Origin of the sequence: Paraburkholderia strydomiana (assembly GCF_046030495.1) — a bacterium.
In the GTDB taxonomy this organism is placed as follows: domain Bacteria; phylum Pseudomonadota; class Gammaproteobacteria; order Burkholderiales; family Burkholderiaceae; genus Paraburkholderia; species Paraburkholderia strydomiana_A.
Map to the genome: position 1 here is coordinate 20,563 of NZ_JAQQCJ010000042.1, position 12,373 is coordinate 32,935.

Consider the following 12,373-nt stretch of genomic DNA (forward strand, 5'->3'; position numbering starts at 1 on the left):
ACGGCTATCTGAAGTCGCACGACAGCGCCAGTTCCAGACCACCGCCGAGCGCATTTCCTGAAAGCACCGAGATCGTCGGGACATCAAGTTCCGCAATACGCCGGAACACGCGATTTCCGGCCCGAATGAACCGGCTTCCCATCGCTTCAGCGTCGATATCGCCCCACTCCCCGATATCCGCACCACTACAAAAATAACGTGTACTTGCCGAGCGGATCAGCACGACGCTAACGTCTTAGCTTCTTCAATTTGCGCGACGGCACGATCGATTCTCGCCAGCATCTCCAACGTCAGCGCATTGTGCCGCGTGGGGCGGTTGAGTGTAATCGTTGCGATGCCAGCGTCGATGTCGAAGATAATCGTGGAATCAGACATTTGAACGGGAAGTCCTCTACGGAGAGTCGGGGTCGGCGTCCGTCACCGGATCTACGATTCCTGTTCACCTTCCTGATGAGCGAGCCGCAACGTCGTGGGATCGTGATCGAGTAGCATGCACAATACCTCGACTATCAGACCGTGATCGTCACGCTGTGACAACCCGGACACGGCAATCGAACCGATGATGCCCGCACCCTGAACAGCCAGCGGAAAACCACCGCCATGCGTCGCATAGTCGGCGTTCGACAGACCGAATTTGTCGCTCAACGTTGCTCCGGATTCTGCCAGTCGCAGGCCGACCGCGTATGAACTGCAACGGAAATGCGCGACAGTATTGCTTTTTCGCCGCACCCAGTCTCCGTTATCAGGCGTTGTCCCGCCAAGGGCGCTGTAGAAGATGGGCTGGCCGAAAGTACGCACGTCGATCGCAATCGGTAGCCCCCGTGACCTGGCAATTTCATGTAGATGCGCCCCAATCTGCCAGCCGAAATCGGCGTCGAAACGAGGTGCTACCAGCAGCTTTTCCTGCTGCGAAATCAACTGAAGGTCTTCGGCAATAGTCATGACGATATAAGCGGAGCGAGTCCGCAATCCAGTAAAGTTATTGGAAAAGCACCAGCCGGATATCGCTTAGCCAACCAGCGGAACGAACTTCAGGATGTGCTCGGCCACGCAGACGAGTTCTCCCGTTTGATTGACCACGTCCAGTTTCGAAACCGAACGCCGCCGCTTCAGATCGACGGCCTGCACGCGATACGTGTACGTCAAAATGTCCCCGATAAGGGCGGCCTTGAGAAAACGGACCCGGTCATACCCGAGCGACACGGGCGTTTCACCCGCATCTCGCAGCCCCGATAGTCGCTCCACGACCTCGGTCGAGCAGTGCGACATCCATGCAACGAGCAGTGCACCGTGAGCGATACGTGTTTTGTACGGCGATCGCGACATGATCTCCATGCTCATGTGGGCCGGTGAGAAGTCGCCGCTTATTCGTGCAAAAGCGTCGATGACTTGAGCCGTCACCGCTTTCGTCAAAATGACCTCGTCACCAACTTTCAGATAGAAATCAGAGTCCAAGCGATTGCCCCAAAGCACCGTCCAGTTGTCGCTTCGACGATCGGATCAGAAACATCGCGCCCCAGGCTACGAGATACGCCGAGCCGCATACGATGAAGAGAATGTTGTATCCCGAGTTGATTCGGCCAAGCGCGACGAAACGATCGAGGAGTGCCCCGACGAACAATGGAAACACCGTGCCTCCTACCGCTCCGGCCATGCCGCCGATGCCAACTACCGACCCAACCAGCGCTCGAGGAAACATGTCGGATGCCGTGGTAAAGAGATTAGCTGACCATCCCTGATGTGCTGCGGCCGCAAGACTGAGCAGTCCAACCATTGCCCACATGTTATCGATCCATGGTGAGAAAGCGATCGGCACGACCAGAAATGCCAGGCCCAGCATGACGCTCTGGCGCGCACGCTGCACCGTCCACGCCCGCGTGATCAATTGCGAAGAAAGCCAGCCGCCAAAGATACTTCCGATCGAGGTCGAGAAGTAGACGACGACAAGCGGCAATCCGAGGTTTTTCAAGTCGAGGTGATAGCGGGTGGAAAAATACGACGGGAGCCAGAACAACATGAACCACCAGATGGGATCTGTTAGCACCTTCCCTACAATGAAGGCCCAGGTCTTTCGCGATCTCAGCAGAGACAACCAGTCCACGACTTTGCCCGCACCTTCGTTCGCGCTACGGTCGTCCTCGATGTACTTCAATTCCGACGGCGTAACCCTGCGGTGTTTTTGCGGCGCGTAATACATGACATACCAGAGACCCAGCCAGATGAAGCCCGTAAGCCCCGTTATAAGAAAGGCAGCCTGCCAGCCATAGGCAGCCGCAAGCCGCGGCACGATGGTAGGCGCGGCCACGGCGCCGATGCTGGTCCCGGACGTCAGAATTCCCACTGCCAGCGCTTGCTCTTTTCGAGGGAACCACTCGGCGACCGACTTCACTGCCGACGGAAAATTTCCCGACTCGGCCAGGCCCAACAACGACCGCACGAACACAAACCCCAACGTGCTGCGCACCAGAGCATGCCCGCAGGCAGCCAGACTCCAGACCAATACACAGACTCCATAGCCGACCTTGACGCCAAATCGGTCGATCAGTTTGCCCGACAGGATAAGTCCGAACGCATAGCAGGCCGTAAAGACCGCCACCATGTAGCCGTATTCGGCTTCGGTCCAATGAAACCGGGCGGCAAGGTCAGGCTTGAGTAGTCCGAGAACCTGCCGATCCAGGTAGTTAATTGTTGTTGCGAAAAATAGCAGCGCGCAAATACGCCATCTATAGCTGGAATTACCCACCGCTGTTCCTTTAAATGAACTCCCCAGGGTCCCGTGTATCCCGAAACCAATTCCATCTGCCGCAATCGCTTAGCGTAAGGAAAGAAACTCAATGCTCGATGTGAAGCTTGCGCCAATCGAACACGACGAAAGGCTCGTCGATGCTTCGCGCCAGTAGCTCGCGATAGACTTTCTCCGGTGCTTCGGGCGATTCGACTCGCACCATCCCTGCCAAGGGAATGCGATCCTCCATTAGCCATTTCATCGCTTTGCGAAAGCCCGCCATGATGCTCTGCGCACTGTTGTTGTAGCCCCCGAGCAGTTCTTCCCACTTGAAACTGCGGGAGACCAACGGGAACGCCCACTCCCAGCCGCTGCGCAACTCCACGAAACCGTTGAACACCGCATTGAGCAACTCGTGAGCGGACAGATCCGTCTGACGCCGCCAGGGCACGCCGACCAGTACCACTTCGCCGTTCTGACGGACCATCCGGCAACCGTCCAGCACCGCCTGCTCGTGGCCGGAGCAGTCGACCACCAGGGCAACCTGACCTGCAAGGTCGACACGCTCGAAAGGAAATGCCGGCAGCACCGATCGCAAGCCCGAATGCTCTGCCTGCGCGCGTCGCTTCGCATCCGGTTCGACGACCGTGACTTCGTAGCCGCTGATCCTGAAAATATGCGCGGCCAGATAGCCGACCGGACCCGCACCGCAAATCACAACGGGGTCGCCTGGCCGCGCTTTCGTCGTCATCAACGTTGTCATCGATACTCCGACGAGGCGCGCCAGCAGCGCAGTTTCAGCATTCATTCCGGACGGTATCGCAACAGTGTGGGCTACGTCGACCTGCTGGTAGGTGCGATGGCTGCCCATGCAGAACAGCAGATCACCCACCGCCGCGCCATTTACTTCTGCGCCACGCTCCTGAACTTCGAACACCGCCGAGTAGCCCGGCTTGACAGGAAAGTCCTCTCCGCTCGCCCACGCCAGTTCCGTCCCGGGACTCACGAGAGTGGCAACCGTGCGTCCACGGACCTCGTTCGGGAGTAACGCCTCCGACGGTTCGCAGGGTTGCAGAACGAATTGCTCCTTCGCGGGGAAGCAGATTTCCATCTCTTGCATTTGATGTCTCCCAGCGGACGACAGCACCGCCGTACCGGCGTGACACTGAATTTCGAAGACGACAGCCGACACCTATCGAGCTGAACACCGCTGCCTACCCTCGCCTGTCTTATGCGGATTGCGGCGCCCAAAGAGTCGGGCCGCCTGCCTCTTCATATCCGAGCGGACCGCTTCTGCTCACCACTTCCAGGAATTGCCCCCACGGCGTGCGCAAATAAACCCACGTTAGTCCCTTCATCGGACCGGAGTCGACATAGGTCGGCCCATCCAGCACGTCCACGCCGATCTCTCGCAGGTGAGCGGCCGCGGCAGTAGCATCTTCGACCTGAAAGGCCATGTGGAAGCCACCCGCCTCGCTGTTGCGTTTGAGAGCCGATTGCGCAGGTTCTCCCGAGTATTCGAATAGCTCGAGATTCGCGCCGCTGCCGCAGCGCAGCACCTTGATGTTCTCGATGCGGCAATGTTCGGGCACGCCGAGACGCCGCACCATATACGCGTTGTCCGCAACGACCGGTCCCGTTTCCAACACCGTGACCGCCCCAAAGGCCTTTTCGAAAAATTGCACGGCTTCGTCGAGATTGGGAACCGTGAAGCCAACGTGTTCCATGCCGAGAAATTTCATCGTCTGTTTTCCGCCAGATAGTTCGTATCGGAATGAGAGAAGTACTCAGGATTAGAATGCGGGCTTGACCGTATCCACATTGTCTTTCGTCACACGCACCGTCGGCAGGACAATCTTCGGCGGGACTTTTTCACCCTTCAGGATTTTCAGCGCGACTGCGATGCCCTCAGTGCCAGCTGGCGGATAGAGCCACGTGGCGGCTTCATCGCCGGCCCGAATTGCGTCCAACTCTTCTTTCTGTCCGTCAAGCCCGGTCACCTTGATTTCTTTGGACCGCCCGCTTTCCTTGATCGCCTGAATAGCGCCCAGCGCCATCTCTCCATTTGCGGCAAAAACGATATCGAGCGTGCCTGGCGGATGTGCCTGAAGGATGTTCTGCATTACCGAATACGCTTTAGGACGACGGTAATCGCCAGGTTGCGACGCAACGATCTTGATGTCCGGATATTTCTTGATGACCGACACCGCCCCGCCCACCCGATTCAGCGACGTCTCGTCTCCCGGAATCCCTTCGAGAACGACCACATTACCCTTCGGCTTACCGTTCTTCTGCGTCAAGGTGTCGACGATGAACTGGCCAGCGTCGACACCCAATGCACGGTTATCTCCAGACACCATCGTGATCGCACCGGCATTTTCAATTGGCTTGCCCACGAACATGTACGGGACGCCGCGCTCTTTCAGACTTGCCAGCTCCTGACGCAGCCCCTCTGCCTTGCCCGCCTGAACCAGCAACAATTTGATGCCCTTCGATTGCATGTCTTCGATGCCGGCAATCTGGGTCGCCACATTACCCTGTCCGTCGGTGGCCAGCAGACGGATACCGGCCGCGCTGGAACCGGCTTCGATCTGCTTGCGCTGCGTCGCGAGCCACGGATGGTCGAGGCTCTCCTGAGACAGTCCGATGGTTTCCGAAGCGCCCCATGCGGCGTTCATTGCACTGAAACACAGTGCCACCGTAGTCAAGGTCAGTGTAATTTTCGATGTTTTCATGTTGTCTCCTTTGTGTCGTATAGCCTAGCGGCCCTTGGAACGACTAAGCTGAGCGTGAATCAGGACGGCTATCACGATGATGGCGCCCTTCACAATCAATTGCGTATAAGCAGGAATGTTCAAAAGATTAAGCAGATTGTTGAGCACGCCGATCAGGAGCACCCCGATGATCGTGCCGCCGATTCCACCAGCACCACCGGCCAGACTCGTGCCACCCACCACAACCGCCGCAATGGCATCCAGCTCGAGACCCTTTCCAAGATTCGCTTCGCCGATGTTCAATTGCGCGGCCATGACGATGCCACCGAGGCCAGCGAAAAGACCGGACAGCACGTACGCGATGACCCGGACGCGATCCACTGCAACGCCCGACAGACGGGCTGCTTCGATGTTGCCGCCCACTGCGTAGACGTGACGTCCATAGCGCGTCTTCTTCAGAATCAACATCGAAACCAGCGCCATCAGAATGAAAAGAATGGCCTGCACCGGAACACCACCGACACGACCGCGACCGATCCATCCGAGAGACACGGGCACACCGATGACCGGTTGACCATCGGAATAGGCGAGCCCAACACCGACTAACGCAGTCATCATGCCGAGCGTGACGATGAACGGCTGGATGCGTCCTTTCGTGGTGATAAAACCGTTCAACCACCCACATGCCACTGCCACCCCTAAACCGCCGGCAAGCGACGCGACAGGACCGTAGGGTTTCAGCCCCGCAACCGCCAGGGTCGTCAAGGCGAGGATGGAACCGACCGACAGATCGATACCTGCAGTCAAAATCACGAACGTCATGCCGAGCGCGGTCAGCCCGACTACCGACACCTGTCTCACGACGTTGAGCAGATTGTCAGGCGTGAGAAAGAACGGTGACGAGAAGGCCGCTGTCATGCAGAGCAGCAGAAAGATGGCCAGAATCCCGTAACGCTGAACGAGCTCGATTCTCCGATAGGCGTTATTCGAAAAGCGCTCGCTGGAACTGATATTCGACATCGACTCGGCAATAGCCATGATTACCTCGCAATCATTTGTAGGACGGACTCTTCGGTTGCGCCGAGCGCAATGGCCTCACCTGTCACGACACCGTCGCGCACGCCGACGATGCGGTCGGCCATGCCGATAAGTTCCGGTAATTCCGAAGAGATCAGAAGCACTGCTTTGCCTGAGCGCGCAACTTCATCGATGAGCTTGTAGAACTCTGCTTTCGCGCCCACGTCGACACCGCGAGTCGGCTCGTCCAGAATCAGCAACGAAAACGAATGCGCCATCCACTTGCCGAAAACCACCTTCTGCTGGTTTCCGCCGGACAGTGTCACGACAGGCACTTCGACGCTGGAAGCGGACACCGCGAGTTGCTTGTAGACTTTCGCGACGCGCGCCCGCTCCTTGCGGCCGTCGACGAAGCCGAACCGGCAGATGCTTTTCAGCGTGGGCAAGATAGCGTTCTCGCGAATACTCAGTCCCAGCACCAGGCCTTGGGTCTTGCGGTCTTCAGGAACTAGCGCGATGCCCGCTTCAATCGCCTGCGAAGGCGATTCGGGCCGATGACTGCGGCCTCGGAGCGAAATGCGGCCACCGGTGACATTCTCGAGACCGAAAATCGCTCTCGCCACTTCGGTTCGACCCGCGCCCACGAGTCCGGCGAGGCCGACGACCTCGCCGGCACGAACGGAGAAGCTGACGTCGCGCACGCGTTGTTCGAGGCGCAAACCCTCGACTTCGAGCACGATCTCGCCGGTCGCCGCCGGCCGCTTGTCGGGAAAGCGCGTATCGAGTTCGCGGCCGACCATGAGCTGGATCAGCGCGTCCCGGCTCAATTCGCCGACGGGCCGTGTGCATACCGAGCGGCCGTCCTTCATCACCGTGCAGGTATCGCAAAGATCGAAGATTTCATCCATGCGGTGCGACACATAGATGATCGTCACGCCCTCGGTGGAGAGCTTTCTGACCACGTTATAAAGCAACGTCATTTCGTGGTCGGACAGCGTTGCCGAGGGTTCATCCATGATCAGCACCCGCGCCGATATGGCCAACGACTTGGCGATTTCAACGAGTTGCTGCTCGGCGACCGAAAGAGTGCCAACCCGCCGACGCACATCGATCGGCGCACCGATGCGCTCCAGTAGCGCCTGCGCTTGCTTGCGCATGAACTGGCTGTCGAGCAGTCCGTTTGCGATCCGCTCGCGTCCGAGGAAGATGTTCTCCGTCACGTTCAATCCCGGTATCAGATTGAACTCCTGGTAAATGGTCGAGACCCCGGCGATAGCCGCTTCGCTCGGCGACTGTGGCGCGTAGGGCTGTCCGTCGAGCAGCAACTCCCCGCCGTCCGGTGCAATCGCACCACTCAGAATCTTGATGAGGGTCGACTTGCCTGCTCCGTTCTCTCCAACCAATGCGTGAACGGAGCCCTTGCTGCAGGTGAAGGCGATCTGATCGAGCGCACGCACGCCCGGGTAAGTCTTGCTGATTCCTCGTACTTCAAGGGCATTCATCGCGCACCTCTTGAGTTGACGACGCGGGCAAAGCGCTCGTTCAGGCGACCTGCAACTGGATCTTGAGTACGCTTTTGTCTTCGGCGAGACGCGCAAAGGCGTGCTCGACATCCTCGAGCCGATAGATCGTCGTCAGAAACGGCGCGACAGCGATACGTTTGTAGCCGAGCAGTGTCGCGGCCTCGTGCATGTCGTCACCCATTCCCGCTACGCTCGCCTGGACGCCCTGTTCGCGCAGAACGAAATCGAGCGCTGAAATGCGGAACGTGTGACCCGGTTTGGCGATGCCGAAGGCAATCACGCGACCACCCGGACGGATAAGCGCGAGTGCCCGTTCGTAGAGTTCGGTGAGACCGACGCTCTCGATCGCGACATCGACACCTCTGCCGTCGGTGGCGGTCCGCACGGTGGCCTCCAGCTCCGCCGCATCGGTCACGACGAAGTCCGCGCCCAGTTCCTTGGCCTGTTGGGCGCGCTGCGCGTTCGGTTCCATCACCACCACCGGCGCCGCTCCCGAACGCAGCGCGAGTTGCAGGTGCAACTGCCCAATCGGACCAGCACCGATGATCAGGACACTCTCGCCGAGACGCAGATGACTCTTGCGAAACGCGCGCACGATGCATGACAACGGCTCGACCATCGTGCCTTCTTCGATCGGCATCGACGGCGGCAGCGGAACGACGGCATAGGCCGGCACCCGCACGTACTCGGCCATGCCGCCATTTGCGTGGATCCCGAGTTGAACCATCTGTGTGCAGTTGAGGATTTCGTTCTTGCGGCAATAGAAACAGCTACGGCAACCCAGATTGATATCCGCTGTCACCGGCTGGCCGACGCGCAGTCCTTTCACATCGGAACCGATCTCCGAAATTGTCCCGGAGAACTCATGACCCGGAATCAACGGCAGGCGATCGGCGGAGTAATTGCCGTGATAGATATGCAGGTCGGTGCCGCAGATACCGCAGCGCTCCACCTTGATCAATACATCCGATGCACCGCATTCCGGAATCGGCACGTCACGCAATTCGAACTGCCTCGGAGCGACTAGTACAGCAGCTTTCATGGCTTTCTCACTAACGGTGAACGAGGTGAACGCGGGGACGAAACAGCCCCTCCGCCATGGCGAACCGTGGCGGCATTGCTTGTTGAGTGTGTCGCGTGCCGCGCAGAGCGTGAGTGCGCGGCAATGACCTTATTGGACCTTAAAGCGGCGTCGGCGCGTCCTCGCGGATCAACCCTCGGCGCTTCAATTCGGCCCAGAATTCCGCTGGAATGTCAGCGCGGAAGGTCTGCAGGTTGTCTTCCAGTTGCGCCACCGTGCGCACGCCGGGAATGTTGGTCGGAATCGCCGGATGGCCGAGAACGAACTGCAGCGACGCGGCCTTGAGCGGCACCGAGTAGTCCCGGCAGACCTGTTCGATCTTGCGTACGCGTTCCAGAATCGCTTCCGGTGCGGGTGCATAGTTGTACTTCGCTCCCGGCACGGCGCCCGTCGCCAGAATGCCGCTGTTGTAGCCGCCGCCGAGAATCACCGACACCTGCTTCTCTTCGCACAGCGGCAGAAAGCCGTCCAGCGCATCCTGCTCGAGCAGCGTATAGCGGCCAGCCAGCAACAGGCAGTCGAAATCCTGCTGACGGATTGCTTCGTGGGCAACCGGCCACTCGTTGACCCCCAGGCCCACCGCTTTCACGACACCTTCGTCGCGAAGCTTCAGCAGCGCTTTCGACGCACCCTTCATCGCAGCATCGAACATCTCGGGCTGACGCTCGCCGTGCGTAAACACGTCGATGTCGTGAATCAGCGCGATATCGATATGCTCCAACGCCAGACGCTGCAGACTGTCCTCGATCGAACGCATCGTGCCGTCGTAGCTGTAATCGAATACGGGTTCGAACGGCAGACCGTCCACCCATGGCGCGAAGTTGATCTCCGCGCGTTTGCGCGGCTTCAGCAGCCGTCCTACCTTCGTCGAGAGCACGTACTCCTCACGCGGATACCACCGCAGCCCTTGCCCGCAACGCGCCTCACTCAGACCGTGGCCGTACATCGGGGCGGTGTCGAAGTAACGGACTCCTGCGTCCCACGCAGCCTTGATCAGCGTCGCGGCATCTTCTTCGCTGATCGGCCTGAAGATGTTGCCAATCGGCGCGGCGCCGAAGCCCATCACGGTTGTCTCGAGCCCTGAACGCGGCCATTTTCGCTTTGCCACCGGATCCATCTTTCGTCTCCTGTATCGACCAGAGTCAGCGCCTGGGAGCAACTCCAAATTTATTCGAGGTGTATGCGGGAATTATCTAATTAATCTGCTTACCCGCTTCTATGTAACTCACCGGATAGTTACTTAAAGTTGATATTAGGCCTGACTCGAATATCGATCAAGCGGGTTTTCCCTGGCGTTTCCACCGTTTGTGCGAAACATTGCGGCGCAGCGATTACAGCATTCCTACGCTGGACGGAGTCAGGCCATGAGTCGCAGAAATGCGGCCATCGTTTCAACAGAGCTTTCGAGAAGATGGCGACCAGAATGGGCCGTTAGACCTCGCGCTTTGGCCGCGTTCAACAGCGGCGTCTGCTCGGGCTTCATGATGAGATCGGCAACGACCGCCTGCTGACTGGCGCAAGTCAGGTCGATCGGCGAGGGATCGCCGGCGCGCATCCCACACGGGGTTGCGTTGACGATCAGGTCGTGTGTTGCTTGCGCGGATGCCACGCCTCGACGTATCGACGCGGCGCTTCGGCGCGAACGTAAGGCGTCTTCGAGACGTCCCATCGACTCGAGATTGGCATCGTACAGGTCGATCGATATAACACCGGCATCGAGAAGCGCGTGTGCGACTGCCGTGCCTGCCCCGCCGGTTTCCGACCAGCAGCACCGACTTGTTGCGCACCACTTGCCCACATGCGGCGAGGCCTTTCACGAAGCCGCTACCGTCGAACATGGCACCAGACCACGTGCCGTCCGCTTCACGGCGCAGGCAGTTCACGCCGCCCGTTTGCCGAACCGAATCGGACAAGTTCGCCGCATATGCAGCGGCAGCAAACTTGTGCGGCACCGTCACCACGACGCCCGCAAGGTTGACGATACCGCGCAGGCCGTCGAGTACCGCACCGAGTTGAGCAGGCGGTACGTGCATTGGAATCAGCACGGCATTCACTGCATGACGTTCGAACAGCGCATTGAACAGCTCGGGCGATTTCGCCTGTGCGATAGGGTCACCCAGAATGGCGACGATTTTTGTTTCGCCATCGATCTGCCTCAAAAGTCGCCTCCACGTCCACGTGTGATGCGTTCGATCAACCGTTGCACCCGCAACCCATCGTCGCCGACGACTGCCGGTGCCCGATCCTCCCGGATCGCAGCACAAAAATCCCGGATCAGCTCCCGATGTGCAACGTGAGAAAAATCCATTGGCTTCGCACCGAAGCCGGTCGAAGACGGATCGTCAAATTCATGCTTGCCGCCATCGTGAAAGAACACCCGCAAAGCCCCGCCCTCGAGCACAGCCGTGCCGTGCGTGCCGGCCAGTTCAATGCGCTCGGGAAAACCTGGAAACGCAGCGGTGGTTGCAAGCAGGTAGCCAGCCGCGCCACTTTTGAAGTTGAGCGTAGCGCTTGCGAAGTCCTCCGCTTCCATCGAGTGCAATGTCGTGGTCACCGTCGTTCCTGACACCGATGACACATCACCTGCGAGCCACATGAGCAGGTCGAGGGAGTGGATCGCTTGCGTCATCAGTACGCCGCCGCCATCGCGTGCGTAGGTGCCCCTGCCCGGTTCATCGTAATAAGACTGCGGGCGCCACCAGCGTAGATCTAGCCCCGCGTAAGCGAGCGGGCCAAGCGCACCGCTGTGCACAAGACCGGCAAGCCGCTGGACCGCCGGACGAAAGCGGTTTTGAAATACCACACCGAGCCGCACATTGGCGTCATGACACGCTTGCACTATCCGTTCTGCGCGTTGCGTCGAAATATCGAGCGGCTTCTCCAGTAGCACGTGTTTGCCGGCAGCCGCAGCTTGCAGGGCTATATCAAGATGCGTGTGCGGCGGTGTCAACACCAGGACGGCGTCGACGCATGGATCTCCGAGCACAGACTCGAGCGACTCAGCGAGCGGAAAGCCATACAGGTTCGCGAACGACTCAAGCCGCTCGCGCGAGCGTCCCAGCACACCGACCACATCAACTTCTTCACGCAAATCGTTCAGAGCAAGCGCGTGCGGCGTGGCCGCGAGCCCAACACCGATAATTGCAATCCGCGTCTTGCGCACTTTAGACTCCCTATCTGGCAGGCTCAAACGGACCCGGTCAATTCCGGCACTGCCTCGAACAGATCGCCCACCAGACCATAATCGGCGACGCTGAAAATCGGCGCTTCCGGGTCCTTGTTGATCGCGATGATCACCTTCGAGTCTTTCATC

Annotated in this window: 14 protein-coding genes and 1 pseudogene; all 15 read right to left on the reverse strand. The window is 59.1% G+C overall.

Features of this window, described 5'->3' with window-relative positions; all coding sequences use genetic code 11:
- Positions 1–4: 4 nt before the first annotated feature.
- A complete protein-coding gene (locus tag PQQ53_RS33575; RefSeq protein ID WP_408143639.1) occupies positions 5–223 on the reverse strand; it encodes an enoyl-CoA hydratase/isomerase family protein in 219 nt (72 codons plus the stop codon).
- Complete coding sequence (locus PQQ53_RS33580) at positions 217–375, reverse strand: enoyl-CoA hydratase/isomerase family protein (protein WP_408143641.1); 159 nt, start codon at positions 373–375, stop codon at positions 217–219. Before PQQ53_RS33580 ends, PQQ53_RS33575 begins: the two co-directional genes overlap by 7 nt.
- Positions 376–426: 51 nt before the next feature.
- Positions 427–942, reverse strand: a complete 516-nt coding sequence (locus PQQ53_RS33585; protein WP_408143643.1) for a heme-degrading domain-containing protein — start codon at positions 940–942, stop codon at positions 427–429.
- Positions 943–1,008: 66 nt separating this feature from the next.
- On the reverse strand, positions 1,009–1,455 hold the full coding sequence (locus PQQ53_RS33590) for a MaoC family dehydratase (RefSeq protein WP_408143644.1): 447 nt from the start codon (positions 1,453–1,455) through the stop codon (positions 1,009–1,011).
- Positions 1,445–2,743: an MFS transporter gene (locus PQQ53_RS33595; protein ID WP_408328899.1), complete on the reverse strand. Its 1,299-nt coding sequence runs from the start codon at positions 2,741–2,743 to the stop codon at positions 1,445–1,447. The genes PQQ53_RS33590 and PQQ53_RS33595 overlap by 11 nt, the downstream gene beginning before the upstream one ends.
- An 88-nt stretch (positions 2,744–2,831) precedes the next feature.
- Positions 2,832–3,872 carry a zinc-binding dehydrogenase gene (locus tag PQQ53_RS33600; protein WP_408328900.1) on the reverse strand — a complete coding sequence of 347 codons (1,041 nt, stop codon included), beginning with the start codon at positions 3,870–3,872 and terminating at the stop codon, positions 2,832–2,834.
- Positions 3,873–3,954: 82 nt separating this feature from the next.
- The gene (locus PQQ53_RS33605) at positions 3,955–4,467 is read right to left on the reverse strand and encodes a VOC family protein (protein WP_408143647.1); all 513 of its coding nucleotides are present in this window, start codon (positions 4,465–4,467) and stop codon (positions 3,955–3,957) included.
- Positions 4,468–4,518: 51 nt separating this feature from the next.
- Positions 4,519–5,460 (reverse strand): substrate-binding domain-containing protein, encoded by a 942-nt coding sequence (locus PQQ53_RS33610; RefSeq protein WP_408143649.1) that lies wholly within the window; start codon positions 5,458–5,460, stop codon positions 4,519–4,521.
- Positions 5,461–5,484: 24 nt separating this feature from the next.
- Positions 5,485–6,477 (reverse strand): ABC transporter permease, encoded by a 993-nt coding sequence (locus PQQ53_RS33615; RefSeq protein ID WP_408143651.1) that lies wholly within the window; start codon positions 6,475–6,477, stop codon positions 5,485–5,487.
- Positions 6,478–6,479: 2 nt separating this feature from the next.
- On the reverse strand, positions 6,480–7,958 hold the full coding sequence (locus PQQ53_RS33620; RefSeq protein ID WP_408328901.1) for a sugar ABC transporter ATP-binding protein: 1,479 nt from the start codon (positions 7,956–7,958) through the stop codon (positions 6,480–6,482).
- A 40-nt stretch (positions 7,959–7,998) separates the two neighbouring features.
- Positions 7,999–9,021, reverse strand: coding sequence for a zinc-dependent alcohol dehydrogenase (locus PQQ53_RS33625; protein ID WP_408143655.1), 1,023 nt, complete (start codon positions 9,019–9,021; stop codon positions 7,999–8,001).
- A gap of 139 nt (positions 9,022–9,160) precedes the next feature.
- Positions 9,161–10,177: an aldo/keto reductase gene (locus PQQ53_RS33630; protein ID WP_408157886.1), complete on the reverse strand. Its 1,017-nt coding sequence runs from the start codon at positions 10,175–10,177 to the stop codon at positions 9,161–9,163.
- 274 nt (positions 10,178–10,451) lie between these two features.
- Positions 10,452–11,219 carry a shikimate dehydrogenase family protein gene (locus PQQ53_RS33635; RefSeq protein WP_408328902.1) on the reverse strand — a complete coding sequence of 256 codons (768 nt, stop codon included), beginning with the start codon at positions 11,217–11,219 and terminating at the stop codon, positions 10,452–10,454.
- On the reverse strand, positions 11,216–12,223 hold the full coding sequence (locus PQQ53_RS33640) for a Gfo/Idh/MocA family protein (protein ID WP_408143661.1): 1,008 nt from the start codon (positions 12,221–12,223) through the stop codon (positions 11,216–11,218). Before PQQ53_RS33640 ends, PQQ53_RS33635 begins: the two co-directional genes overlap by 4 nt.
- A gap of 23 nt (positions 12,224–12,246) precedes the next feature.
- A pseudogene (locus tag PQQ53_RS33645) lies at positions 12,247–12,373 on the reverse strand (electron transfer flavoprotein subunit alpha/FixB family protein); the annotation flags it as partial.